The organism is Arthrobacter sp. 35W, from assembly GCF_000482545.1.
Classification (GTDB): domain Bacteria; phylum Actinomycetota; class Actinomycetes; order Actinomycetales; family Micrococcaceae; genus Specibacter.
Window position 1 is genome coordinate 1,483,093 of the sequence record NZ_KI519455.1, and the last position, 26,066, is coordinate 1,509,158.

The window sequence follows — 26,066 nt, forward strand, 5'->3', positions numbered from 1 at the left end:
GTGGGGTGACCAAACGGCAGGTTGGTGTGGTTCCATGGTCCAATGGCTTCACGCATCGAAGATTATGCCCTGTTGTCCGATCTCCACACGGGACCGTTGGTTGCCCGCGATGGCAGCGTTGATTGGCTCTGCTTCCCGCGCTTCGACTCCCCTTCCGTCTTTGGTGCCCTGCTGGGCAGTGAAGAGAACGGCCGCTGGCTGCTGGCCCCGGCCGACGCCGCTGCGACGGTGGTTTCACGCTCCTATGTGGACCGGACGTTTGTGCTGGTGACCGAGTGGGCGGCCCCGGGTGGCACGGCCAGGATCACCGAATTCATGCCGGTGGGGGACCGCCGCGCCTCCCTGGTCCGCCGGGTGGAGGGCATCACCGGCAGCGTGGACATCCACCAGGAGCTGGTGATCCGCTTCAACTACGGCACGGTGCTGCCCTGGGTCAGCCGGATGCCCGACGAAGACGGCACCGAGGTGCTGCTGGCCGTGGCCGGACCGGACGCCCTGGTGCTGCGCGGGGACGAGCTGCCGCACGCCGTCGACCACAAACACGCCGGCACCTTCGCCGTCGCCGCCGGGGAGACGGTGGACCTCGAGCTGGCCTGGTACCCCTCGCACCGCAAGGTCCCCGCCGGCATCGACGTCGACGCCGCCCTGGCCGAAACCCTTCGCTACTGGGCGGACTGGGCCTCGGGCTACAACCAGGACGGCAAATACGCCGACGCCGTGGAGCGCTCGCTGCTGGTGCTGCGCGCCCTGACGCATGAGGACACCGGCGGCATTGTTGCGGCCCCCACCACCTCGCTGCCGGAGGACTTTGGCGGCGCCCGCAACTGGGACTACCGCTACGTCTGGCTGCGCGATGCCGCCCTGACGCTGGAGGCCATGCTCACCCACGGCTTCGCCAACGAGGCCCTGCAGTGGCGCAACTGGCTGCTGCGCGCCGTCGCCGGCGATCCGGAGGACCTGCAGATCATGTACGGCCTGGGCGGCGAGCGGGAGCTGGTCGAGGCGGAGCTGGGCCATCTGCCCGGCTACGAGGGCTCCGGGCCCGTGCGCATCGGCAACGGCGCCGTCGGACAGTACCAGGCCGACGTCGTCGGCGAGGTGCTGGTGGCGCTGGAGAAGCTGCGCCTGGCCGGAGGCGCGGAGGACCACTTCTCCTGGCCGCTGCAGCGCGCCCTGCTGGGTTTCGCCGAAAAGCACCTGGAGGCCCGCGACCACGGCATCTGGGAGATGCGCGGGGATCTGATGCATTTCACCCACTCGCGGGTGATGATGTGGGCCGCCTTCGACTGCGCCGTCCGCGCCGTCCGCGACCACGGGCTGGACGGCCCGGTGGAGCGCTGGGAGGAGCTGCGCGCCGGGCTGCACGCGGAGGTCATGGAATTCGGCTTCAACAAGGAGATCAATTCCTTCACCCAGACCTACGGTGGCACCCAGACCGATGCCTCGCTGCTGGTGATTCCGCAGGTGGGCTTCCTGGCCTACGACGACGAGCGGATGCTGGGCACCGTGGCACGGATGGAGGAGGAGCTGCTGGACGAGCACGGGCTGCTGCTGCGCTACCGCAGCGAAACCGGCGTCGACGGATTGGAACCGGGCGAACACCCCTTCCTGGCCTGCTCCTTCTGGCTCGTGGAGCAGTACGCGCACACCGGCCGGCGCCGCGACGCGACGGCCCTGATGGACACGCTCGTGGGCCTCTCCAACGAGCTGGGCCTGCTGAGCGAGGAGTATGCGATGGATCTGGGCCGGATGGCCGGAAACTTCCCGCAGGCCTTCTCCCACCTGGCCCTGGTCCGTGCCGCGGATGCCCTGCATGGCACGGAAAAGCTCTCCCTGGCCACCGGCGCCATGCCCATCGTGGGCCCGCCGCTGCTGTGACAACCACTTCTCCGCAATCGTTTTTTGCCTCTCCGGCGGTCCGGATCGGCATCTCCATCAGCATTGCCACCGGGCTGTACGGCATCTCCTTCGGTGCACTGTCCTCGGCCTCCGGGCTGGATTTTTGGCAGACCATGGCGCTGAGCCTGCTGCTTTTCAGCGGCGGCTCCCAATTCGCCTTCATCGGCGTCGTGGCCGGCGGCGGCAGCGGGGTGGCGGCCATGAGCGCCTCCGCCCTGCTGGGCATCCGCAACGGCGTCTACGGCATGCAGCTCAACGCCCTGCTGCGCCCCAGCGGCTGGCGCCGGCTGGCCTCGGCGCACATCACCATCGACGAATCCACGGCAACCGCCACAGGCCAGAGCGACCCGGCGGAGCAGCGCCGCGGGTTCTGGGTGGCCGGACTGGGCATCTTCGTTCTGTGGAATGTCTTCACCGCCGTGGGTGCGCTGTTGGGCGACGCCCTGGGCGATCCCAAGCAGTGGGGTCTCGACGGCGCCGCGGTGGCCGCGTTCCTGGGCCTGCTCTGGCCGCGCATCAAGGCCGTCCAGCCGGCGGCCATCGCCGTCGTCTGCGCCGTGGCCACGCTGCTGGTGGTGCCGCTGGTGCCGCCCGGCGTGCCGATCCTGGTTGCGGCGGTGGTGGCCGGATTGATTGGCTGGTTCCGCCGCGGACACGAGGGCGAGGGCATGGAGCCGGACGTGGAACCCTATGAGCACGACGCCGAGCTGCACCACGGTGCGCACCGCGCCGCCGCTGGTGGGCACCCGGGCACCGGCTCTGCCGGCACCGACCCTGGCGGCCGCGCCGTCGGGCACCCCGAGGACCGCTCCGGCCGCCAAACTGCTGGGCCGTCCGACGCTGAAACGCGGGAGAAGCCATGAACCTGTGGCCCTGGATCCTGCTGGCCTGCGTGCTCGCCTACGCGACAAAGCTGCTGGGCTATCTGGTCCCCGCGAAGCTGATGGACAACCCCCGCATGTCGCGTGTTGCGGGAACACTGACCATTGGGCTGCTTGCCTCGTTGACCATTGTGAACGCCATGGGCAGCGGCAACGCCGTCGTGCTCGATGCCCGGCTGGGCGCCCTCGTGGCCGCAGCAATTGCCCTGGCGCTTCGGGCCCCGTTCCTCGTCGTCGTGATTGTCGGCGCCGCGGCCGCCGCCGGGCTCAGACTCCTCGGCTGGGGCTGACCGGCCCCGCAGCATTCATCCATGACGCCGATTCCCGTTTATGACGTGACTACTACCGCATCCCAAGCGGGAAACTGTGTCGGCGTTGCGTGGGGGACACGTCTGTCGCACCGGATTTCGGTTCCGCACGCTCCGCTCAATCAGCGACGCCGGTGTCGAGCGGTTCCGAGACCCCTCCGCGGCCTGCAGCATTCATCCATGACGCCGATTCCCGTTCATGACGTGACTACGACTGCATCCCAAGCGGGAAACTGTGTCGGCGTTGCGTGGGGGACACGTCTGTCGCACCGGATTTCGGCTCCGCACGCTCCGCTCAATCAGCGACGCCGCTGGTTCAGCCGTTGGCGTCGAGGGCGTTCTCGAGGCGGGAGACCTTGCCGGTGAGTTCGCCGGAGTAGCCGGGGCGGATGTCGGCCTTCAGGACCAGGGAGACGCGGCTGCCATAGCGGCCCACGGCCTCGGTGGCGCGCTTGACGACGTCCATGACCTCATCCCATTCGCCCTCGATCTCGGTGAACATCGAGCCGGTGTGGTTGGGCAGCCCGGACTCGCGGACCACCTTCACCGCGGCGGCGACGGCATTGTGCACGCTGGCGGCGTCGCCGGTGCCCGCGGGGGCGTCGGTGGGGGTGCCGGACGGGGCGACGGAAAAGGCAACAATCATGGTGGGCTCCTGGCAGCGGGGCGGACATCGAATGGGTGGCGCCGGCGGCCGGCGCTGCTTCAACGTTAGGCCATGCGTCCGGCCCGGCGCGGCCCGTCATGGGCACCGCTCCCCATTGAGACGTCTTTCCCCATCGCCTACCGCCCAGTGTCCTCCCCTGCCTCGCTGCGCTCGGCGGGGCCCCTCGGACACTAGGCTTGGGACTATGCTCGCATCTCTTTTTGCTCTGCCGTTGGCGCTGCCCGGCAAGACCTATGACACCACCTCTGGCGACCCTGCGGCGGCGATGGCCTTCCTGGTCACCGTGCTGCTCGTGGAATTCCTGATCTTTGCCGTGCTGTACGTGGGCGGCGCCATTGCCTGGATGGGCGTCTACAAGAAGGCGGGCTACCCCGGATGGGTGGGGTTTGTCCCGTTCTACAACAGTTGGGTGCTGGTGAAGATCGGCGGGCGTCCGGAATCCAGCTTCTGGCTCCAATTCATTCCCTATGCCGGCATCTATTGGGCGATTCTGTCGCTGAACAATGTGGCCAAATCCTTCGGCAAGGACGCCGGCTACACGGTGGGGCTGGTGTTCCTGCCGTGGGTCTTTGCGTCGATGCTGTCCTTTGGCGAGGCCAGGTATCTGGGCCCCAGCTACGTCGACCCCAACCGGTTCCAGGGAGGCTACCCTCCGCAATACGGACAGCCGCAGCAGTATGGCCAGCAGTACCCGCAGCAGTACGGGCAACAGCCGCCCATCCCGCCCGCACAGTAGAACCCGTGGAACCCCGGCCCGGACTCTGGCGCAGCCCCCACGCCCGGTCCTAGGCTGGGGCCATGAGCGATCACCCTGCGGAACCGGGCTGGATTGGTGTGGAGCGTTTCCTGTCGGAGACCCTGGTCAAGCCCGATGCGGCCTTGAAGGCGGCGGTGTCCACGGCTAAGGCCGCGGGGATGCCGGCCATTGAGGTGGCCCCGACGGCGGGCAAGCTGCTGATGCTGCTGGCACGGATTTCCGGTGCCCGGCGGGTGTTGGAGATCGGCACGCTGGCCGGGTTCAGCACCATCTGGCTGGCCCGGGGGATGGCCGACGGCGGAACGCTGGTGACGTGCGAGTACCTCCCCGAGCACGCCGCCGTCGCCCGGAAGAACATCGACGGCGCCGGGCTCGCCGTGGACGTGGACATCCGCGTGGGTCCGGCTTTGGATACACTGCCGCTGCTGGCCGGCGGCGAACCCTTTGATCTGGTGTTCATCGACGCGGACAAGGCCAACAACATCCACTACCTCGAATGGGCCGTCAAACTTTCCCGTCCCGGCACCCTGATCGTGGTGGACAACGTCGTCTGGGACGGGCGCATCATCCACGACGAGTCCCTGGCGGACCCGGCACAGGATGCTGCCGCCATCCGTGCCTCGTTGGAGTTCATCGGCAGCCACCCGCGGCTGGAGGCCACGGCCATCCAGACCGTGGGCGCCAAGGGCTGGGATGGGTTCGCGCTGGCCCTGGTCCGGTAGCCGGCCATGGCCCGCGCTGGCGTAGCCTGAAAGCATGACACCGTTCCCCCTCCCAGGTTCCGCCGCGCCCGAATTGTCCGCTGCCATGCGGGTGTGCGCCTGATGGGCCGGCAGCGGGCACCCAAGGATGCCGCCCCGGATGAGGCCTCGACCGCCGCCAACGGCCCGGTGGCCGGCAGCTACCCGATCGACACCGGATCCGCTGAACTGGTGCGCGACGGCGACAATCCCACCGGCTGGCTGTTGAAGCTCAACGGAGTGCAGAGTTCGCATGTGGATCTGGCCGATCCGCTGCGCCTGGATTTTGAATACATGCGCTGGATCATGGCCCTGGTGGAAAGCCAGTGGCCGCAGGACGCCAAGCTGCGCTCGCTGCATCTAGGCGGGGCGGCCTGCTCCATGGCCCGGTACATGGTGGCCCGGTTCCCCGCCTCGCGCAATGTGGTGGTGGAGATCGACGGGAAGCTGGCCGACTATGTCCGCGGCTGGTTCGACCTGCCCCGGGCGCCGCTGCTGAAGATCCGCGTGGGGGAGGCCCGCGCCGTCACCGAGTCCCTGACGGAGGACAGCCGGGACCTCATCATCCGGGATGTCTTTGCGGGGCCCCTCACGCCTCAGGCGCTGACGACGGCGGAGTTCACCGCCCATGTCCGCCGGGTGCTGGCGCCGGGCGGGGTCTACGCCGTCAACTGCGGGGACGCGCCGTCGTTGGCCACAGCCCGCCGGGAGGCAGCCACCATTGCCGCGGCCTTTCCGCACACCGCGATCATTGCCGATCCGCCGATGCTCAAGGGCCGCCGGTACGGCAACATCATCATTGCCGGCTCCGATGTCCCGCTCGGCATGGACCCCTCGCTGCCCCGCGTCCTGCTGGGCGGGGCGATGCCCGCCCAGCTCTGGGACGACGCCAAGGTGCGCCAGTTCGCGGCGAACGCTCCGCTGCTGCTGGACCCGGCTCCTGTCGAGGTGGACTAGCCGGCTGAGGCTCCAGACGGCGCACCGGCCGATGCTCCGGAAACGAGCGCGTCGTCGTCGGCCGCGGACACCACGGGCAGCGGTGCCGTCTCATCAGCCAGCACCGCCCGCTCCAGGCCCTCGCCGCGGACCCACAGCTTGTAGGCGATCACCAGCAGCACCAGCCAGACGCCGCCCACCCACAGGGCCACGCTGGTGTGCTCGTCCGTGCCCAGGATGACCAGCACCAGAGCCATGAAGGCGAGGGTGGCGATGGAGGTGGCGGGCCAGAACGGGATGGGGAACGACGACGGCGCCAGCCCCTTGCGGGCGATGTCGCGCTTCATCGCCACATGCGAGGCGAGGATCATGATCCAGACCCAGACGGTGGCGAACGTGGCGATGGAGGCAATGATGAGAAAGACGTTCTCCGGAAGCACGGCATTGAGCACCACGCCCACCAGCAGGACGCCGGTCATCATCACCACGGTCATCCAGGGGACGCCGGTGCGCGAGATCCGCCCGAAGACCGCCGGCGCATGCCCCTGCTGGGCCAGGCCGAAGAGGATCCGCCCGGCACCGAAGATGTCGGAGTTGACGGCGGAGAGGGCGGCGGTGATGACCACCGCGTTGAGGATGTGGGCGGCGGCCGGAATGCCCAGCGTGGAGAAGATCTGCACGAAGGGGCTGGTGGCACCGGTGATCTGGTCCCAGGGGGACAGGCTCATCAATACGCCCAGGGTCAGGACGTAGAACAGCAGCACGCGCACCGGAACGGTGTTGACGGCCTGCGGAATCACCGTGGCCGGATTGGCCGCCTCGCCGGCCGTGACGCCGATGGTTTCAATGCCGCCAAAGGCGAACATCACCACGGCAAAGGCCGCCAGCAGCCCGCCAAAGCCATTGGGCATGAAGCCGCCGTGGGCCGTCAAATTGCCCAGGCCCGCCGCGCTGCCTTCAGCGCCCGTGGAGAAGCCGAACACCAGGATGGCCACGCCGCCGGCGATCATGGCGATGATGGCCACCACCTTGATCAGCGAGAACCAGAACTCCATCTCGCCAAACACCTTGACGCTGAGCAGATTCAGCGCCGCCAGGAAGAAGATGATGGACAGCACCCAGATCCAGCCGGGCACCGCGGGGAACCAGAACCCCATGTAGATGCTGAAGGCCGTGACATCGGCGATGGCCACAATGGCCATTTCGAAAACGTACGTCCAGCCGGTGACAAAGCCGGCCAGCGGGCCCAGGTAGCGGCTGGCGTACTGGCCGAAGGAACCGGAGACGGGGTGCCGGACGGCCATTTCGCCCAGTGCCCGCATCACGAAGAACACCGCGGCTCCGCCGATGATGTAGGCCAGCAGGACGGCGGGGCCGGCCTTCTGGATGGCGGAGGCCGAGCCGTAGAACAATCCTGTGCCGATGGCCGAGCCGAGGGCCATGAAGCGGATGTGCCGTACGTTCAGTCCCCGGTTTAGTGCGTTGTGCATGGCGTTCCTTACCCACATGAATAACTGGTCGGGTACAAGCCCACCACTTCAGACCCGGGCGTGACCCGCATCACGGGCCTTCGCTGTCTTAGATTCCGGATTCTTCCATCAAGGATATCCTGTCCGGAATTTCAGACAGGAGTACGCTGATAGCGTCCCTGGGGCTGGTGGCGATGGTCCACACTAGGGACGGTATCCACACCCGTGCGGCACCGCCCGCCCGCTTCGTCGTCAGGGGCATCATGACCAGCACCGCCAAAGGGTCCTCCAAGGTCCCCGCCGCAGAGAACACGCTGCGGATCCTCAAGCTGTTGGCCTCCAAGCGCGGCCCGCTGGCGGCCTCCACCATCGCCTCGGCGCTGGATCTGCCACGCTCCAGCGTCTACCACCTGCTCGGTGTCATGGAGGAGAACGGCTTTGTGCTCCATCTGGCCGAGGAGCAGCGCTACGGCCTGGGTCTGTCGGCCTTTGAGCTCAGCAGCGCCTACTCGCGCCAGGAGCCGCTGTCGCGGCTGGGCCGCCCGCTGCTGGCCGCCCTCGTGGACGGCATCGGCGAGAGTGCCCATCTGGCCGTGCTCCACGGCCGGGACGTTTTGTACATCGTGGAGGAGCGCGCCAAGAACCGCCCCTCGCTGGTGACCGATGTGGGCGTGCGGCTGCCCAGCCACCTGACGGCCACGGGCCGGGCGATCCTGGCAGCCCTGCCCAAATCCCAGGTCCGGGCGCTCTACCCCAATGCCGCGGCGTTCACCTCCCTGGCGGAGATGGAAGCGCCCATCCTGAAGTACTCCACGCTGTCCTCCCACCTGGACCAGGTGCGCCAGCGCGGCTACGCCACCGAGAACGGTGAGATCACCCCCGGCTTCGGCTCCGTGGCCGCGCCGGTCCGCGACCATCTGGGGTGGCCGACGGCGGCTGTCGCCGTGACCTTCCTGGCCGAGAAAGTGCCTGCCGAGGAGTGGCCGGCGCTGGCCAAGCGGGTGCAAAAGGTGGCGGCCGAGCTCTCCGTGCGCCTCTACGGGCGGGCCGGCCAGGCTGTCTGAAATACCGGACAGCGACGTTCCGTAGGGCCTGTGGAAGACGGTTTCGAGGGGCTTTAGTGGAGGTAGGAACACTTTCACTCTTCGTTACAGTCAGGATCCGCAATGCGCACCATCACCCTCTCCTCCTCGGGCACCACGGCCGAGGACGTTCTCGCCGTCGCACGCCACGACGCCACGGTGGTCCTCAGCGAGGAGGCGCTGGCCACCGTCGCCAAGGTGCGCGCCCACATCGATGAACTCGCCGTCTCCGACACCCCGGCCTACGGCATCTCCACCGGCTTCGGGGCGCTGGCCAACCGCCACATCCCCACCGATCTGCGCACGCAGCTGCAGAAGTCCCTGATCCGCAGCCACGCCGCCGGCATGGGCCCGGCCGTGGAGCGCGAGGTGGTGCGCGCGCTGATGTTCCTGCGCGCCAAGACCCTCGCCAGCGGCCGCACCGGCGTGCGCCCCGTCGTCGTACAGACCATGGTGGACCTGCTCAACGCCGGCATCACCCCGGTGGTGCGCGAGTTCGGCTCGCTCGGCTGCTCCGGCGACCTGGCGCCGCTCTCGCACTGCGCCCTGGTGCTGATGGGCGAGGGCGAGGCCACCGGCCCAGACGGCGCCCTGTATGGGGGGAGCAACAGTGGCAGCGGCCGCCCGGTCGCCGAGCTGCTGGCCAGCGCCGGCATCGAGCCGATCGTCCTCGCCGAGAAAGAAGGCCTGGCGCTGGTCAACGGCACCGACGGCATGCTGGGCATGCTGCTGATGGCCATCGCCGATCTGCGCCAGCTCTTCACGACGGCGGACATCACCGCCGCCCTGAGCGTGGAGGGCCTGCTGGGCACCGACCAGGTGTTCCTGCCCGAGCTGCACGGCGCGCTGCGCCCGCACCCGGGCCAGGCCGCCAGCGCCGACAACATGCTGCGCGTGCTCTCCAACTCGCCCATCGTGGCCTCGCACCGCGAGGGCGACACCCGCGTGCAGGATGCCTACTCGCTGCGCTGCGCCCCGCAGGTGGCCGGTGCCGCCCGCGACACCCTGGACCACGCCAACCTCGTGGCCACCCGCGAACTGGCCGCCGCCATCGACAACCCGGTGGTGCTGCCGGACGGCCGCGTGAGCTCCAATGGCAACTTCCACGGTGCCCCGGTGGCCTATGTGCTGGACTTCCTGGCCATCGTGGCCGCGGATCTGGCCTCCATCGCCGAGCGCCGCACCGACCGCATGCTGGACCCGGCCCGCAGCCACGGCCTGCCCGCCTTCCTGGCCGGGGACCCCGGCGTCGACTCCGGTCTGATGATCGCCCAGTACACCCAGGCCGGGCTGGTCTCGGACTCCAAGCGTCTGGCCGTGCCGGCGTCGGTGGATTCCATTCCCAGCTCCGCCATGCAGGAGGACCACGTGTCCATGGGCTGGCACGCCGCCCGCAAGCTGCGCCGCGCGGTGGAGAACCTGCGCCGCGTGCTGGCCATCGAGCTGGTCACCGCTTCGCGTGCCATCGACATCCGCTGCGCGCTGTCCGACGGCGTGCTGACCCCCGGCCCGGCCGGCGCCGCGGTGATCAAGGTCCTGCGCGCCTCCGTGCAGGGGCCGGGCACGGACCGCTTCCTCTCCCCGGAGCTGGAGGAAGCGGACCGCCTCGTGGCCTCCGGCGCCATCCGCGCCGCCGCCGAATCCGCCGTCGGCCCGCTGAACTAGCCCCGCCCCGCCAAAATCGCGCCTCTTCGTAATTTTCGCGTCGGATCACCCGGCGCGGAAATTACGAGGGGGCGCGATTTTCATCTGGCCCCCGCATCGGCCCCATTCTCAATCTGCGGGAATCGCATTCTCACTACCGTGTGGTCTGGATCATGCTGAATGCATGAATGAAACACACATCGATTTGGTCGTCACCGGACTGGTCCAGGATGGCCAGGACTGGGTCCGCAAGGACGTCCACGTTCTCGATGGCCGCATTGCCGCCGTCACCGCCCCGGCCGGGGAATCCACCCCCGCCCGGCGGCGCATCGACACCAAGGATGCCTACCTGCTCCCCGGCATGGTGGACGCCCACGTCCACTCGCTGTCCCACCCGGGCGAGGGCATTGCCGCCTCCACCCGCTCCGCCGCGGCCGGTGGCGTCACCACCATCGTGGAAATGCCCTTCGACCTGACCGGTCCGATCAACTCCACCGACCGCCTCGCCGCCAAGCGCGAACTGGCCGAGAAGGAGGCGTTCGTCGACGTCGCGCTGCTGGGGACCCTGGCGCCCGACGGCGGCTGGCGCTCCGCCGAGGCCCTGGCCCAGGCCGGCGCCGTCGGCTTCAAGGTGTCCCTCTTCGACACCGATGCCAACCGCTTCCCGAGGATCACCGATGCTGAACTGCGCAACGTCATGGCCGCCACGGCCGGCGCCGGCCGGACCGTCGCAGTGCACGCGGAAAACAACGAGATTGTCCAGGCCATGCTGGCTGCCGAGCGCGAGCAGAACCCCTTCGACCCCAAGGCCCATGTGCGCTCCCGCCCGCCGGTCAGCGAGACCATGGGTGTGCTCACCGCGCTGGAGATCGCCTTTGAGCAGAAGGCCCGGCTGCACCTGTGCCACCTGAGCCTGCCGCGCTCCGTGGACCTGGTCCAGTGGTACAAGTCCCAGGGCCTTGATGCCACGCTGGAAACCTGCCCGCACTACCTGACGTTCACCGAGGACGACCACGACGCGCAAAAGGGCCGGTTGAAGATCAACCCGCCGCTGCGCAAGAGTGCGGACCGCGAGGGCATGTGGGAGCGCATCGGCTCCGGAGCCATCGACATCGTCTCCTCGGACCACGCGCCGTGGCCCACGGAATACAAGGACCACGAGGGCATCTTCGCCAACCACTCCGGCGCCCCCGGCGTCCAGACCTCTATGGCGATCACGCTGTCGGCGGCCCTGGACCGCGGCCGCGATGAATTCACCGCCGCAGTGCGCAGCCTGACCGAGGCCCCGGCCGAACGCTTCGGCCTGGCCGGCACCAAGGGCCGCATCGCCGTCGGCTACGACGCCGATTTCGCCGTCTTCGATCCGGCCTCCGGCTGGGACATCGACGAGTCCGATATGTACTCCAACGCCGGGTGGACCCCCTACCAGGGAATGGCCACCAGCGGACGCGTGACCATGACCATCTCGCGCGGTACCGTCGTGTGGGATGGCAGCGAACTGCTCGGCGAACTTGGCCGGGGCGTCGTCGTCGGTGCCTCGTCCTAGCGGGCGCGGCCGCGCGAAAGGGAAGGTGTTCCGATGAGCCTGGCATCACTGCAACGGGGTTTGGACATGCTCGCCCTGCTGAACAGCAACGGTCCGATGCGGGTGGACCAGATGGCCGTCGAACTGGACATCCCGCTCTCCACGGCCTACCGCTACGTGAAGCTGTTCAAGGACTCCAACTTCCTCTTTGAAATCGACGGGGTGTACTCGCCGGGCCTGATGATCTCAAGCCGGGACGAGCAATCGCAGAAGCAGCACCTCGTCGAAATGGCCGGGCCCGTCATGGCCAGGCTGCAGAAGGCCACCGCCGAGACGGTCATCCTCACCGTCCGGGTCCAGTCCGCGGCCCTGTGCCTGGAGCGGCTGCCGGCCCGCCGGAGCGACACACTGTCCTTCTACCGCGGGTCGGTGCGCCCGCTCTACGCCGGGGCCAGTGCGACGGCGCTGCTCGCCTACGCGCCCACCGAGGTGATCACCTCGGTGCGCAGCGGATCGCTGCGCCGGTTCACGGCCCTGACGCCGACGGCGGAGCGGCTGGGCCAGATCCTGCCGGCGATCCGTTCGCAGGGCTACGCGGTCAGTGAGGGGGAGGTTGACCCCTTCATGGTGGCGGTGGCGGCCCCGGTGTTCCGGCACGGGCACTGCATCTGCGCCCTGACGGTGGCCGGACGGCAAAGCTCGCTCTCGGGCGAGCGGCTCGACGACTTTGTGGTCATGGTCCGCGACGCGGCCAAGGAACTAAGCACCGCCCTGGATTCCGACGCCGGCAGCGGCGCCTGGATGACGGAAGAAGGCTGGTAGCAGCCGCCGGCACCCCGGGAAACGCTCCTGGACGCTGCCGGAGGCAATCCGGCACAACGACAGAATTGGAAAGAATCATGACTGAACCAGATCTCGCCACACTGAGCCCCGATGCGGAGCGCATGTGGGCCGACATCATGGAGCTCTCCTCCATCGTGGACGACGCCAGCCCGGGATGGTCGCGGGAAGTGTTTTCCGAGCCCTACAAGGCCTCCCGCGAGTGGACGCTGGCCCGCATGCGCGGTGCCGGGCTGGAAACCTCCATCGACGCCGCCGGCAACATCGTCGGGCGCCTGCCCGGACTGGACCCCAACGCGCCGTCCATCGTCACAGGGTCGCACACGGACACCGTCCACTCCGGCGGCCGCTTCGACGGCATCGTCGGCGTCATGGGCGCCATCGAGGCGGCCCGCACGCTGCAGGAATCGGGCACCCGGCTCACCAGCGATTTGATAGTGGTGGACTTCCTCGGCGAGGAGGCCAACGATTTCGGCGTGAGCTGTGTGGGCTCCCGGGCCATTGCCGGCGTGCTGGAGCCCGGCCACCTTCAGCGGAAGAACCGCGACGGCGTCTCCATGGGGGACACGATGGCAGCCTTCGGTCTGGACCCCCACGCGGCCGTGTCGATGGCCTGGAACCCCCGCTCGGTGAAGTCCTACATTGAACTCCACGTGGAGCAGGGCCCGATGCTGGAAACCGCCGGCAACGAGATCGGCGTCGTCACCTCCATCGCCGGCATTGAACGCCTGATGGCCGTCTTCACCGGCCGGGCCGACCACGCCGGCACCACCCCGATGGACCAGCGCGCCGACGCCCTGATCGCAGCCGCGGAGGCCATCCTCACCGTGGAACGCGTGGGCTGCGGCGCCCCCGTGCACGGCGTCACCACCACCGGCAAGATCGCCACCGGCCAGGGCGCCTTCAACGTCGTTCCGGACTCGTCCACTATCTGGGCCGAGATCCGCAGCATCGATCCGAGCTGGCTCACAGGAGCCCGCCGCCGGATTGCCGAGCAGATTGCCACAGACGCGGCCAAACGCGGCGTCGGCGTGGCCATCGACCTGCTCAATGACCAGGACCCGGTTCCGGCAGCGCAGTCCATGCAGGACACCGTCGCCGCGGCGGCCGGGTCCCTGGGGCTCAACTGGGCGGCGGTGCCCAGCGGCGCCGGCCACGATGCGGCCCACATGGCCCACCTTGGCCCGATGGGGATGATCTTTGTCCCCTCCCGCGGCGGCCGCAGCCACTGCCCCGAGGAGTGGACCGACATCAACCACCTGCGCTCCGGCGTCCAGGTGCTCGCAGCAACTTTGATGCGCCTGGATCAGGCGTAACCTTTTTCTCGTCCCGGCAACGGGCATCCCCACGAAAGCACTCTCATGACAACAGCTCCGCCGTCGACGATGGCCTCCAACGAAAAGTCCCTTGACCAGCAGCGCCGCGGCGCGCTCCGCGGCGGCGTTTTCGGCTACTACGTTGACCAGTTCGACATCTTCCTGCCGATCATCACCCTTGCCCCGGCGATGAGCTACTTCAACGGCGCCGGCACCTCGCCCGAGACCGCCGCGCTGTTCAGCTCGCTGATCTTCATCTCCACGCTTGTGGCGCGTCCGCTCGGTGCCGCCGTCTTCGGCAACTTCGCCGACAAGACCGGCCGCCGCCTGACCACCCTCATCGCCATCGGCGGTTTTGGTGTGGCGACACTGCTGATGGCCCTGCTGCCCGGCTACGCGACCATGGGACACTTTGGCCTGTTTGCGCTGATCGCCCTGCGCTTCATCGGTGGGTTCTTCCTCGGCGGCGAGTACTCCATTGCCATCCCCCTGGCGATGGAATGGTCGCCCAAGGAACGCCGCGGACCGCTGAGCGGCATGATCACCTCCATGGCCTCGGTGGCCAACGTGACGCTGGCCCTGATCACCTTTGTGCTGCTGTCGATCATGCCGTCCGCCGGCCCCGAATCGGCCTATGCCGTCTGGGGATGGCGCATCCCGTTTGTGGCAGGTGCCATCCTGGCGTTCGCCCTGTTCCTGTACTACCGCAACAACGTCCACGACACCCCGGACTTTGCGACGTCGGAGAAGGCCGAGAGCCCGTTCAAGGCACTCTTTGCGGGCGTCCACCGCCGCAGCCTGGTCCAGATCTTCATCCTGATGACGGGCATGTGGATCCTCAGCAACCTCAGCAACGCCGTGCTCACCGGCCGGCTCAAGGCCGATGCGCATATCCCGGACCAGACGGTCAGTCTGATCATGTCCATCGCACCGCTCGTCACGGCGGGCTGCTTCATCGCCGCCGGCTTCATTTCGCAGAAGATCGGGCGCCGGACGTTCTACCGCTGGTACGCCGTCCTGATCATCGTGGTGGCTCCTGTCATGTACGTGCTGGCGATGACCGTGGGCGTGAACAACATTCCGCTCGCCGCCGTGCTGGCCGTCCTGGTCCAGGTCACCAGCCTGTGCGTGTTCGCCCCCGTGGGCGCCTACCTGAGCGAGCGCTTCCCGTCCAACATCCGCGCCAGCGGCTACGGCGTGGGCTACAGCCTGGCCGTGATCCTGCCGGCGTTCTACGAGTTCTACATCAAGGCGCTGGGGAACATCATGCCGGACCGCTTCGCCGTCGCCTCGCTGATCTGCCTGGCCGGTGTGCTGGTGTGGATCGGGGCCACCATGGGCCCGGAGACCAAGGATGTGAACCTGGCCGACGACGCCAGCTTCACCGTCTAACGCCTTCACACGCCAAAATCGCGCCTCTTCCTAACAATCGCCCTCGGTACTCCGGCGCGAAAATTACGAAGGGGCGCGATTTTCGTTAGACCAGCAGAGTGTTCAGCAGGCGGGCTGCGACCTTGGCGGTGCGGTTGTCGATGTCGAACTCGGGGTTCAGCTCCGCCACATCCACGTGCAGCAGCTTCCCGCTCTCGGCCACCTGGCGGCAGACGGCGGCGATCACCGGCAGCGGCACGCCGTAGGCGGCGGGGGCGCTGACGCCGGGGGCCGTGGCCGCGGGCAGCACATCGAGGTCGATGGTCAGGTAGAGCACGTCCACTCCGGCCAGGAATGACTCCACAAAGCCGTGCGTGCGCTCGGCGGAGCAGTCCTCATCCAGCAGGTACTTCACATCCAGCCGGTGTGCCGTGTCGAAGAGGGTGCGGGTGTTGTTCGGCTCGCTGATGCCGACGACGGCGTAGTCCAGCGTGCGGCCGGCGGCGGCTTCGGCGTGGGCCATCTGCAGGAACGGCGTGCCGGAGCTGGGCTCGGGGGCCTCGCGCAGGTCGAAATGCGCATCCAGATTCAGCACGCCCAGGCGCTTGCCGCCTTGGACCGCTGCCGAGGCTGCGACGCCCAGATAGCTGGCAAAGGCCGTCTCGTGGCCGCCGCCCAGCACGCAGGTGAGCGCACCGGCGTCGAGCAGCGCCGCAATGGCCCGGCCCGCGCGCGCCTGGCCGCCCTCCAGCTCATCACCGTCCACCACGATGTCGCCGGCATCGGCCACCGGGCGCTCGGAGTGGTAGGCCAGCGAGCCGAGGGCTGCACGGATGGCCGCGGGTGCTGCCGCTGCGCCCACCCGTCCCTTGTTGCGCGCCACCCCGGCGTCGGAGCGGAAGCCCAGCAGCGCCGTCGTCCGACCTCCGGTGGGAGAGCCTGCGGTGTCGCCTGCCGTGCCGGCGTTGACCGCCTGGAACCAGCGGCGGTGCTCCGCGCCGTCGCCGTCGTTCCGGCCGGTCCAGGGCTGCGGGGGAGTGTCTACTTCAACTGCGGGGAGGTCCATCCCTTAAGACAACAGCAGGCGCCCGGCCGTTGCCAGCCGGGCGCCTGCGTGGTGGTCTGGCATGCCAGACGTTGGAGCTACTTGATGCCGACGATCTGCTCGATCGGTCCAATGACGAAGAAGATCAGGAAGGCCGCTGCCACTGCCCACATCAGCGGGTGGATCTCCTTGGCGCGGCCCTGGAACAGGCGGATCAGTACGAAGGCGATGAAGCCCGCGCCCAGGCCGTTGGCGATGGAGTACGTGAATGGCATCAGCGTGAACGTCAGGAAGGCCGGGATCGCGATGCCCCAGTCGGACCAGTCGATTTTGCCCACCTGGGAAACCATCAGGAAACCGACCACCACCAGAGCAGGGGCCACGGCCTCGAACGGCACCAGCGAGATCAGCGGGGTGAAGAACATGGCCACGATCAGCAGCAGGCCGGTGACCACCGAGGCCAGGCCCGTGCGGGCGCCCTCGCCGATGCCGGCGCCGGATTCCACGTAGATCTGGTTGGCGGAGACGGAGGCGCCACCGCCGGCGATGGCGCCAAAGGCATCCACCAGCAGCACGCGGTCCACATTGGGGATGTTGCCGTCCTTGTCCAGAGTGCCGGCCTCCCGGGCCAGGCCCACCATGGTGCCCATGGCATCAAAGAAGATGCTCAGCAGGATGGCGAAGGCCAGCAGCACCGCGGCCAGCGCGCCCAGATGGGCAAAGGAGCCGAAGAGATTGACCTGGCCGATGAGGCTCAGATCCGGCCATTCCAGCCCGGTGAAGGCGGGGACCACCAGGGACCAGCCCTGCGGATTGGCCTTGGTGCCGTCAAAGCTGGGGCCGATGTGGAAGACGGCCTCCATCACATTGGCCAGCAGGGTGGCGGCGATGATGCCGATCAGGATGGCGCCCTTGACCTTGCGCACCACCAACCCGATGGTCAGCACCAGGCCCACCACGAACACCAGTGTGGGCCAGCCCAGCAGCTTGCCGTCAAAGCCCAGGCCCACGGGCACGGTGGTGTGGGCGATGTCCGGGATGCGGCGGACAAAACCGGCGTTGACCAGGCCGATCAGGGCAATGAACAGGCCGATGCCCACCACGATGGCCGTCTTCAGACCCTCCGGGACGGCCTTGAACACGGCGGTACGGAACCCTGTCAGCACCAGGATGAACATGGTGATGCCGGAGAGGACCACCAGTCCCATCATGTCCGGCCACGTCAGTCCCGGGTGGCTGGCCACGGTCACGGCGACAAAGGCGTTGACGCCCAGGCCTGTGGCGAGCGCGAAGGGATGCTTGGCCCACGCGCCCATCAGGATGGTCAGGACACCGGCCACGAAGGCCGTCACGGCGGCCACACGGCTGGGGCCGAGGATCTCGCCCGAGGAATCGGCGCCGGAGAGGATCAGCGGGTTCAGCACCACGATGTAGCTCATGGCAAAGAACGTGGCGAAGCCGCCGCGGATCTCCCGTGAGTAGTTGGATCCGCGCTCGGTGATCTTGAAATATCGATCCACCCGCGACAATTTGGTCTCGGTCGGCATGGTTGCAGCCACGAAATGCCCTCCAGCACTTGGCGAAAAAAGAGGTGATTGTTCGTCATACTATCGGCCCGCTGTGCTGTGGAGGAGGCCGGGAACGACGTCGATGGCGGGCAAGTGGGAAATCTCACCGCGGGCGCCGCCGGACGTGCCGCCGGCGGTGCTGCGCTTCGGCGTCCGGCCCGGCCCTGTGGCGTACCGTGGAGGGAGGGCCGCCCGTGCGGCCGCGATGTTCTTTGACCGTTTTTGCCATTCCACAGATGGGTGAGCCATGACCTCCGCCGCCAGCCTTCCCGCACCAGCACCTGCGCCAGCCCGCTCCCTGCGCCCGGCGCTCCGCGCGCTGCTGGCCGCCGCCGCGGCCCTGCTGCTCTCCTTCGGTGCCGCCTCCGGCGCCTGGGCCCACGATTCCGTGGAGTCCACCGAGCCGGCCAACGGCTCCACCGTTGCTGTGGTCCCCGGCCAGGTGACAGTCACGCTGAGCGACACCCCCGGGGCGCTGGGCTCGGCCATCAAGGTGCTCGATGCCAGCGGTACGGACTGGGCCACGGGCCCCGTCCAGGTGGTGGACAATGTGGCGACGCAGCAGGTGAAGGCCGGTGCTCCGTCGGGCGCCTACACGGTCCAGTGGCGTCTGGTCTCCTCCGACAGCCACCCGATTGAGGGCAGCTTCACCTTCACGGCCGGCAGCCCGGACGGTGCCGCTGCCGGAACCGCCGCACCGCTGGTGCAGACCACTGAAGCCGCGGCACCGCAGGCCGCCAGCAGCGACGGCATCCCGTGGAGCGTCATCGCCATGATCGCCGTCCTCGTAGCCCTCGTCGCCGGCCTCGTCATCTTCGCCAAGCGCCGCCTCGGCACCGACGACTAGCTGCGCAATCAGCGATCGGCGGTTTTAGGGGGCCGGGAGCACGGATGCTGTCTTCCCCGGCCTCGCAAGCTCGGCCGGGGCCCCTCGGCAGAATCCTTTCGGGCGTCCGCGATGGGCCCACGGGTGCGCGGGACCCGGCGCGAGCTTGCGAGCGGTGGGAGCGCCCGGGGACGGGCGGGCCCCCTAAAACCGCCAGAGCGCGCTGCTAGGCGGTGGCGGGGGTGCCGGACTGGATGGAGATGGCGGCACCTACCTGCTTGGCCTGCTGCAGAATCTCACGCGTCGTCGGGGCCACCAGATCGCCCACACCCACCAGGTACATGCCCAGGGAGCGCAGCACCGACAGGATGTCACGGCCCACCTTGATGCCCAGGGAGCGCAGCAGCGACCGCAGTTGGTTCTGTGCACAGCGCGTCAGCACAATGTTTTGGGCCAGCAGCACGCCCTCGGCGGTGTGGACAACCCACGGCTGCGGGGAGGCAGCGGCGTCCGGATTACGGCTCAGCTGGACTGCCGCGGTGGTGGGGCGCACGTCCATCTGGTGGGTGTCGGCGTAGCGGCGCAGCAGGCGCATGATGTCTGCGCGCTCGTTCAGGGCGGCCGGATCGTCCAATGAGGCCTGGCGCATCGTTGCGGAGGAGCCCAGGAAATTGGCGCCATCGACCACGACAGCGTTGACGCCCTGGCGGCACAGCTCGCTGGCCACGGCCAGCCCGGAGAATCCGGAGCCAATCACCACGGTCGTGCAGGACTCCGAAACCAGGGGAAGACCCAGCCCTGTTGTTTCATGTTCGACACACACAGCAGTCATCTCTTAATGCCTCCATGAACGGTTAGGAGAACGGTGTATCCGGCACAGTCCTCCCCCAGGAGGGGCTATGTGCCGGACGGCAGTGGGGGTAAAACACGGTCCACATAGGCATTGCGAAATACGCCCATCGGATCCGCACTTTCCCGAACACTACAGAACTTTTTCAGCTGTGGATAGAGGCTGTCCAGCGCGTCGTGGTGGAGAAAATGCCACTTCCCCCAGTGGGGGCGTCCGCCGTAGGAAAGGAACAATTTCTCTGCCGAATGGAAGAAATCGAAAGGGTCCGTCCGCCAGTACTGGTGGACGGCAATGTAGCCCGAATCCCTCCCCTGTGCGGTGGACAGGGGGATGTCATCCTTCGCCGCGCAGCGGACCTCCACGGGGAAGGAAATGCTAAAGCCCCCGCGGTTGATCATCCGGTCCAGCTCGCGCAGCACCTCGGGCAGCAGCTCCAACGGCACGGCGTATTCCATCTCCCGGAACCGCACCGTCCGTTCCGTGGCGAAGACCCTGTGGAGGCATCGGCAAACTCCCTGCTGCCCGTCCATTGCGCCGCCGCCCGGTTCACGGCCGGGATGGTGCGCGGCAGCCTCCCGGTCGCGGCGCAGAGGGCGCCGAAGACGGTGTTGGAGAGCAGGACATCGTCCACCAGATGCCGCAGCGGCCCCAATGGCGGCGGCACGGCCCCCGGGCCGGGACTGCCGCGACGCCCGCCCCGTGCGGAGCCCGCGGCGATGCGGGTGTTGGCCTTGGTCAGCGCCAGCTCCGTGTGCGGGAACCAGTAGAACTCGAAGTGGTCGGTGCTGCGCAGCCGCTCCGGCAGGGATTCCAGGACGGCGGCCAGCGGCTCCCGGCGTTCGACGGCGTGCAGGTCGAAGGACGGCACGCAGGCCAGTGCCACGGAGACAATGATGCCCAGGGCACCCAGCCCGATGCGCGCGGCCCAAAAGAGCTCCGGGTTGCTGGTGGGGGAGCAGCGGCGCACCTCGCCCAGCCCGGTGACCAGCACCAGTTCCACCACCTGGCTGGCCATCCCGCCAAAGGCCAGCCCCGTGCCATGGGTGCCGGTGGAGATGGCGCCGGCGATGCTCTGCCTGTCGATGTCGCCCATGTTTGCCAACGCCAGTCCGTAGGGTGCCAGCAGGGCCGGAACCTCGTGGAGCCGGGTGCCGGCGGCGAAGGTGGCGTGCCCCAGCGTGCGGTCCACCTTCAGCAGCCCGCTGAGAGCGTCCATGGACAGTTGGGTTCCGCTGGTCAAGGCGATGTCGGTGAAGCTGTGTCCGGCACCCACGGCCCTGACGGTGCCGCCGACCTGTGCCGCGGCCCGGACGATGTCCGCGATCTGTTCGACGCTGGACACCGCCGCCGTGGCGGCCGGTGTGCAGCGCTGGTCCCCGGCCCAGTTCCGCCACTGCGTGTTCGGACGTGTCCGTTCCTGTGCGACCCCAAATGTCACAGAAATGCCTTTCCCTCGCCGCGGTAGGTTGCCACGGTGCCGTCCAGCCGCCCGCCGTCGAGCACGTGCAGCCCGTCCACGTGTTCGCACACCTCGCCGGATTTCCCGTGGCGGAACCACACCTTGTCCCCGATGCGCAGGGCATCGGCGGCGGAGCCCCGCAGCGGCGTCTGGACCTCGCCCGCGCCCTCGGCGGCCAGCAGGGCGAGCCCGGCGGGATGCACGGGCGTTGGCGCCCTGCTTGGCCCCGTGGGTCCCGAGGCAATCCATCCGCCGCCCAGCACGGTGGCCATGCCCGGTCCTGGCCGGCGCACCACCGGGAGGGCGAAGCCGACGGCGTGGGCCGGGCTGAAGCGCGAGTAGTGGTCGAAGAGCGTGGGGCCAAAGAGCCCCGAACCGGCAGCCAGTTCCGTCACGGAGGTGTCCGCCGCGGTCAGCTCCAGGCTTCCCGTCCCGCCGCCGTTGACGAACTCCAGCTCGGCAGCGCCGCCCACCGCCGCCGCCACCGCCCGCCGTCGGTTTGCGAGTTCGGCCATCGAGGCGGCCTGGATCCGCCCCAGCACCGCCGCCTTCGCCGGGTTGGCGGGGTGGTCCGGCAGCCCCGCCACCTGGGCCTCGTAGGCCATCAGCCCCACCACCGTGAACAGCTGTGTGCCGCGGCGGGTCCGGCCGGCGGCGTTGAACGCCAGTGCCGCGGCGTCCTCCGCGGTGCGGACGGGGGAGCGGCGCACTCCAATGTGCGCCAGCGTGCGCCAGCCAAGGCGGGGCCGGTAGGAGGCATCCAGTTCCAGCGCCACCCGCAGCGGCCCACGCACCGGCAGTTCCGCCAGCACCGCCTCCATCCACTCCAACTGTTCCACGGAGTCCACCATCAGGGTGACCCGGCTCCGCAGCACATCGTCGCCGGCCAGCACCCGCAGCGCCGGGGCATCCGCCGTCGGATAGCCCACCAGCACATCGGCAAAGGCGCCGCTGGGGTCGGCGGCCAGCCACAGCGCCTCGGGAAGGGTGTACGCCAGCAGCCCGGCAAAGCCATCCTGGGCCAGCACCGCCGCCAGCACGCCGCGGCTGCGGATGGACTTGGTGGCCACCCGGATGGTCTTCCCACCGGCCCGGCGCAGCAGGGAACCCGCGTTGAAGGAGAGGGCGGCGCGGTCCAGGATGGCCAGCGGCCCGGGCAGCTGGGCGCAGGCCGCGTCCGCGCGCACCCACGGGTCCGCGGGCGGACGGACGGCTGCTCCGCCGTCGTCGGCCACGGAACGCCCGCGGGCCAGTTCGGCGGGGGAAAGAGTCAGCATCCAGGCACCTTTCGCGGCGGTTGAGGCCACTCTGCCACAGCCCAAAACCAAGTCAAGGACGGCCACGGCCCCGGTCCGGACGAATTGTTTCGGCGCACCCGGGGACATTCTTGACGGGCAGGAGCGAACCGGCAATAGTCACCAGTATGGGGACCGCGGAAGTTCCCCGGACAGCTGCCGCCAGGCAGTGCCCGCAGACGAAGGAGGCGCATCGTGAGCGACCATCCGGCCGACACAACGGCCAACCAGCCCGCCCCGCCCACCGGCATTGTGGTGGGCATCGACGGATCCGAGCAGAGCACCTGCGCCCTCATCTGGGCCGCCCGGGAAGCCGTGCGCCGCAAGAGCCCCCTGCACCTGGTGACCGCCTACAGCGTTCCCATCTTCGCCGCCTCCGGGCTGGACGGCGGCTACGCCACGGTGGATGACGACGTCATCCGTGAGGGCGCCGAATCGGTGGTCCGCGAGGCCGCCGCGAAGATTGCCGAGTACGACGTCGAGATGGACGCCCGCGTGGAGAACGGCGACGCCGCAGGCGTGCTGCTGGACATGAGCGAAACCGCCGAGCTGCTGGTCTTTGGCTCGCGCGGCCGTGGCGGCTTTGTGGGCCGCCTGCTGGGATCCGTCAGCAGTGCGCTGCCGGCCCACTCCAAATGCCCCACGGTGACCATCCCGCTCAGCTGTGCACCGCGCCTGGGCGAGCCCGCCCCGGCCAAGCGCGAACGCGGCGACAAGCATCCCGACGTCCCCGTGGAGAACGTGGTCACCGTCGGCGTGGACGGATCGGCAACCGCCCGGATGGCCGTCCTGGCCGCCGCCGAGCAGGCAGAACGGGCCGGCCGCACGCTGCGGGTCATCTGCGCCATTCCGCCCTACAGCGGCTCGCTGGCCTGGATCCCCGCCCCGCTGGACCGCGAGGCCCTGTTTGCGGACATCAAGGTCCAGCTCGACGCCGGTGCCGCCTGGCTGCGCAGCCACTTCCCGAACCTGCCGATGGACGTCCAGCTGGTGGACGGTCCTCCGGTGGAGGTGCTGATCGACGCCACCCGTTCCTCGGAGCTGGTGGTGCTGGGTACGCGCGGCCGCGGCGGATTCGCCGGCATGCTGCTCGGCTCCACCACCGACGGCGTGCTCCACCACGCCAAGGGCCCTGTCATGGTGGTCAAGGACATCGAGGATCCGCGGCTGGCGGACCGGGAGTCCTTCGGGCCGATGCTTGAGGCCTAGAGGGCTCCACATGCTTGAGGCCTAGAGGGCTCCACAGCAACGACGACGGCGGCCGCCCCGGTTGGGGCGGCCGCCGCTTTGCGTGCTGGGGTGTGCCTAGTAGCGGGCCGCCTGCGGATACAGGCCGGTCATCCACGACAACGGCGTGACCAGGATGCCGTCGTCCGGGTTCATCGCGTGGACCACCTGGCCGCCGCCAATGTAGATGGCAATGTGGGTGAAGTTTCCGCCGCCGAGGTCGTTGAAGACCAACAGGTCCCCGTACTGCATCTGGCTCAGGGGAACCCTGACCGGGGCGCCCCAAAATTGGTCGGTTCCGCCGCGTGCCACGTTGACGCCCGCTGCTGCGAAGGCCTTGTAGACCAGGCCGGAGCAGTCGTAGCCGGGGTTGCCGATGCCGCCCCACTGGTACGCACCGCCCATCTTGGACAGGGCGAAGTTCACCATCACCGAGGTGTTGAAGCCCGCGGGCGGTGCCGGCGGGTCCGGAGCGGCCACGGGCGGCTGTACGGGCGGCGGCTGGACGACGGGCGGGGGCAGCGGTGCCGGCTCCTCGGGCTTCGGCGCAACGACGGGGGGCTGCGGCGTGGTGCCGCCGGTGTTCCCGCCACCTCCGGAGCCGCCGGTGTTCCCACTGCCGCCCGTGTTGCCGTTCCCGGAGCCGCCGTTTCCGCCGCCGCCCGTGTTGCCGTTCCCGGAGCCGCCGTTTCCGCCGCCGGAGGGGGCCGGGGGCTGCGGAGTGTTGGCCGAGTTGGCGATCTGCTCCGCCAGCGCAGCCTCGCGCTTCTTCTGCTCCAGGGCCGCCACACGGGCGTCCTCGAGTTCCACGGTGGTGTTGTTCAAAGTGGCCAGCTTGGCCAGCACGTCCGCGCGCTGCTTGGCGTTGCCATCCACCACGGCACGCTGGGCGGACATGGCGGACTCGGCCGTGGCACGGGCGGCTTCGGCGGTTCTGGCGGCGTCGTCGGCGGCCTGCTGTGCCGCCTCGGCAGCGGCCCGCAGGGACCCCGACGCCTCGGCTGCAGCCTCGGCGGTGGCGTAGGTGCGGCTGCGCGTCTGGCTCAGCGCCATCAACGTGGAGGCCTGGTAGAGGGCATCGCCGGATCCGGACCCGCCCATCACCGTCTGGACGCTGGGGTTCATGCCGCCGGTCTTGTACAGGCTGCCGGCCAGCTGGCCCACCTGCGACTTCGCCTTGTCATAGCCCTTGGCCGCGGCATCGGCGGCGGCATGGGCGGCCTCGGCGGCCAGACGGCGGCTGTCCGCGGCCAGGATGGCATTGGAGTAGGCATCGTTGGCGCGCATGGAGTTGGCCATGCTGCCCTGCAGCGTCGTCGTGGCCTCGGACAGGATGGCTTCCATCTTGGCGGCCTCGGCCGCTGCAGCAGCCTCGCTCGACTTGGCCTTCGCGATGTCATCATCCGATGGGATGGCCGGGCTCGCCGGCTGCACAGCCGGGAAGGGTGCGGCGGGAATTGCCGCGACGGCGGGGGCCATGAACGTGCCGGCGAGCAGCGCGGCGCAGGCGAGGGCGGCGGTGCCAGTGCCCGCGGCACGGCGGAGGAACGCCACGGCAGGCTGGGCCGGGGACTCGGAGCCAGAAGGCTGGCGCGGCACCATCGTCATAGGAGAGACCTCACTGCTGATTCTTCGGGGAATGCACCTGCCTGCCACCGAGGGCGGGCAGACAGGCGCCGGGCCGGGCGGCTGCACTTCCACGTCAGCCTTGAATCTACGGTCACTTTTGTCACTTTGGCAACACAGGAAACACCCTTCACATGAATAACAACAGTGTCATTCCGCGGCGGGCGTGGGACAGTGGCCGGGTCCTAGTCCCAGCCCAGCTCGTGGAGGCGGTCGTCGCTGATGCCGAAGTGGTGGGCGATCTCGTGGACCACCGTGACCATCACCTCTTCGACCACCTCATCGCGGGAGGTGCAGATGTCCAGGATGGCGTCCCGGTAGATGGTGATCCGATCCGGCAGGGAGCCCGCGGCCCACCATGAGTCACGCTCCGTCAGCGGTGTTCCCTCATACAGCCCCAGCAGCACCGTGTCCGGATCTTCGCCGGGTCCGGGCTGGTAGCGCTCCTCGATGAAGACCACCACATTGTCCATGGCCCGGCGCAGGTCCTCCGGAATGCCGTCCAGGGCAAGCTCCACGGCCTTGTCGAACTCGTTCTCGGTCATGGAAAACGGCGCCGATGCGGGCTCCGGTGCGTGGGGATCGTCGCTCATGGGACCAGCGTAGCGCCGGGGATTGAAGCGGCTGCAGGACCGTCGATTGTGCTCGTTTTGTATATTTCGGATTTAGGCCCTATAGTTTTTGGAGTCCACTTCGGGAGGACGCGGGAAGCCGCGGACGATCAAAAGTGACGAT

General features: G+C 68.7%; 22 protein-coding genes and 1 pseudogene. 14 read left to right on the forward strand and 9 right to left on the reverse strand.

All coding sequences use genetic code 11. From position 1 onward, the window contains the following. Positions 1–24 precede the first annotated feature (24 nt). The 3 genes from K254_RS0118810 to K254_RS0118820 are packed head-to-tail and all read left to right on the forward strand — an operon-like array spanning position 25 to position 3,070. The gene (locus K254_RS0118810; protein ID WP_269209039.1) at positions 25–1,878 is read left to right on the forward strand and encodes a glycoside hydrolase family 15 protein; all 1,854 of its coding nucleotides are present in this window, start codon (positions 25–27) and stop codon (positions 1,876–1,878) included. Further along, complete coding sequence (locus K254_RS24195) at positions 1,875–2,762, forward strand: AzlC family ABC transporter permease (protein ID WP_081710247.1); 888 nt, start codon at positions 1,875–1,877, stop codon at positions 2,760–2,762. Before K254_RS0118810 ends, K254_RS24195 begins: the two co-directional genes overlap by 4 nt. Continuing rightward, the gene (locus K254_RS0118820) at positions 2,759–3,070 is read left to right on the forward strand and encodes an AzlD domain-containing protein (protein WP_026556655.1); all 312 of its coding nucleotides are present in this window, start codon (positions 2,759–2,761) and stop codon (positions 3,068–3,070) included. Before K254_RS24195 ends, K254_RS0118820 begins: the two co-directional genes overlap by 4 nt. A gap of 334 nt (positions 3,071–3,404) precedes the next feature. On the opposite strand, the gene K254_RS0118825 is transcribed toward K254_RS0118820, so the two are convergent. Further along, entirely contained in the window at positions 3,405–3,734 is a 330-nt protein-coding gene (locus K254_RS0118825; RefSeq protein ID WP_026556656.1) for a thiamine-binding protein, read from the reverse strand. A gap of 205 nt (positions 3,735–3,939) precedes the next feature. Here K254_RS0118825 and K254_RS24200 point away from each other — a divergent pair, with 205 nt between their 5' ends. The 3 genes from K254_RS24200 to K254_RS0118840 all read left to right on the forward strand — a co-directional run bounded on the left by K254_RS24200 (position 3,940) and on the right by K254_RS0118840 (position 6,209). Next, positions 3,940–4,491 carry a DUF5684 domain-containing protein gene (locus K254_RS24200; RefSeq protein ID WP_155848629.1) on the forward strand — a complete coding sequence of 184 codons (552 nt, stop codon included), beginning with the start codon at positions 3,940–3,942 and terminating at the stop codon, positions 4,489–4,491. Positions 4,492–4,553: 62 nt separating this feature from the next. Next, positions 4,554–5,234, forward strand: a complete 681-nt coding sequence (locus K254_RS0118835; RefSeq protein ID WP_026556657.1) for an O-methyltransferase — start codon at positions 4,554–4,556, stop codon at positions 5,232–5,234. A 102-nt stretch (positions 5,235–5,336) separates the two neighbouring features. Further along, positions 5,337–6,209, forward strand: a complete 873-nt coding sequence (locus K254_RS0118840; protein WP_026556658.1) for a spermidine synthase — start codon at positions 5,337–5,339, stop codon at positions 6,207–6,209. On the opposite strand, the gene K254_RS24205 is transcribed toward K254_RS0118840, so the two are convergent. After that, a complete protein-coding gene (locus tag K254_RS24205; RefSeq protein WP_081710248.1) occupies positions 6,206–7,696 on the reverse strand; it encodes an amino acid permease in 1,491 nt (496 codons plus the stop codon). The two genes, K254_RS0118840 and K254_RS24205, sit on opposite strands and share 4 nt — an antisense overlap. A gap of 224 nt (positions 7,697–7,920) precedes the next feature. Here K254_RS24205 and K254_RS0118855 point away from each other — a divergent pair, with 224 nt between their 5' ends. The 6 genes from K254_RS0118855 (at position 7,921) to K254_RS0118880 (ending at position 15,456) form a co-directional block, all read left to right on the forward strand. Further along, complete coding sequence (locus K254_RS0118855) at positions 7,921–8,721, forward strand: IclR family transcriptional regulator (protein ID WP_026556659.1); 801 nt, start codon at positions 7,921–7,923, stop codon at positions 8,719–8,721. A gap of 102 nt (positions 8,722–8,823) precedes the next feature. Next, entirely contained in the window at positions 8,824–10,404 is a 1,581-nt protein-coding gene (gene hutH / locus K254_RS0118860; protein ID WP_026556660.1) for a histidine ammonia-lyase, read from the forward strand. 163 nt (positions 10,405–10,567) lie between these two features. Continuing rightward, a complete protein-coding gene (locus tag K254_RS0118865; protein ID WP_026556661.1) occupies positions 10,568–11,929 on the forward strand; it encodes a dihydroorotase in 1,362 nt (453 codons plus the stop codon). Between the two features lie 33 nt (positions 11,930–11,962). Further along, positions 11,963–12,730 (forward strand): IclR family transcriptional regulator, encoded by a 768-nt coding sequence (locus K254_RS0118870; RefSeq protein ID WP_026556662.1) that lies wholly within the window; start codon positions 11,963–11,965, stop codon positions 12,728–12,730. A 77-nt stretch (positions 12,731–12,807) separates the two neighbouring features. Then, on the forward strand, positions 12,808–14,064 hold the full coding sequence (locus K254_RS0118875) for a M20 family metallo-hydrolase (protein ID WP_026556663.1): 1,257 nt from the start codon (positions 12,808–12,810) through the stop codon (positions 14,062–14,064). Between the two features lie 45 nt (positions 14,065–14,109). Beyond that, complete coding sequence (locus K254_RS0118880; protein WP_026556664.1) at positions 14,110–15,456, forward strand: MFS transporter; 1,347 nt, start codon at positions 14,110–14,112, stop codon at positions 15,454–15,456. 85 nt (positions 15,457–15,541) lie between these two features. On the opposite strand, the gene hutG is transcribed toward K254_RS0118880, so the two are convergent. Beyond that, on the reverse strand, positions 15,542–16,501 hold the full coding sequence (hutG, locus tag K254_RS0118885; RefSeq protein ID WP_026556665.1) for a formimidoylglutamase: 960 nt from the start codon (positions 16,499–16,501) through the stop codon (positions 15,542–15,544). Between the two features lie 77 nt (positions 16,502–16,578). Then, entirely contained in the window at positions 16,579–18,027 is a 1,449-nt protein-coding gene (locus K254_RS0118890) for an NCS2 family permease (RefSeq protein ID WP_026556666.1), read from the reverse strand. Between the two features lie 268 nt (positions 18,028–18,295). On the opposite strand from K254_RS0118890, the gene K254_RS0118895 reads away from it, so the two are divergent. Further along, positions 18,296–18,895: a copper resistance CopC family protein gene (locus K254_RS0118895; RefSeq protein WP_081710249.1), complete on the forward strand. Its 600-nt coding sequence runs from the start codon at positions 18,296–18,298 to the stop codon at positions 18,893–18,895. A gap of 205 nt (positions 18,896–19,100) precedes the next feature. On the opposite strand, the gene K254_RS0118900 is transcribed toward K254_RS0118895, so the two are convergent. The 3 genes and pseudogenes from K254_RS0118900 to K254_RS0118910 form a co-directional block, all read right to left on the reverse strand. Next, complete coding sequence (locus tag K254_RS0118900; protein WP_051389397.1) at positions 19,101–19,706, reverse strand: FAD-binding protein; 606 nt, start codon at positions 19,704–19,706, stop codon at positions 19,101–19,103. A gap of 65 nt (positions 19,707–19,771) precedes the next feature. Beyond that, positions 19,772–21,252: pseudogene (locus K254_RS24210) on the reverse strand (D-arabinono-1,4-lactone oxidase). Further along, complete coding sequence (locus K254_RS0118910) at positions 21,159–22,460, reverse strand: alanine racemase (protein WP_081710250.1); 1,302 nt, start codon at positions 22,458–22,460, stop codon at positions 21,159–21,161. Before K254_RS0118910 ends, K254_RS24210 begins: the two are co-directional and overlap by 94 nt. Positions 22,461–22,670: 210 nt before the next feature. On the opposite strand from K254_RS0118910, the gene K254_RS0118915 reads away from it, so the two are divergent. Then, positions 22,671–23,687 (forward strand): universal stress protein, encoded by a 1,017-nt coding sequence (locus K254_RS0118915; protein ID WP_051389398.1) that lies wholly within the window; start codon positions 22,671–22,673, stop codon positions 23,685–23,687. Between the two features lie 96 nt (positions 23,688–23,783). On the opposite strand, the gene K254_RS26365 is transcribed toward K254_RS0118915, so the two are convergent. Both K254_RS26365 and K254_RS0118925 read right to left on the reverse strand, forming a co-directional pair. Then, on the reverse strand, positions 23,784–25,313 hold the full coding sequence (locus K254_RS26365; RefSeq protein WP_051389399.1) for a C40 family peptidase: 1,530 nt from the start codon (positions 25,311–25,313) through the stop codon (positions 23,784–23,786). Positions 25,314–25,516: 203 nt separating this feature from the next. Beyond that, positions 25,517–25,924, reverse strand: a complete 408-nt coding sequence (locus tag K254_RS0118925; protein ID WP_035750369.1) for a metallopeptidase family protein — start codon at positions 25,922–25,924, stop codon at positions 25,517–25,519. Positions 25,925–26,066: the final 142 nt, after the last annotated feature.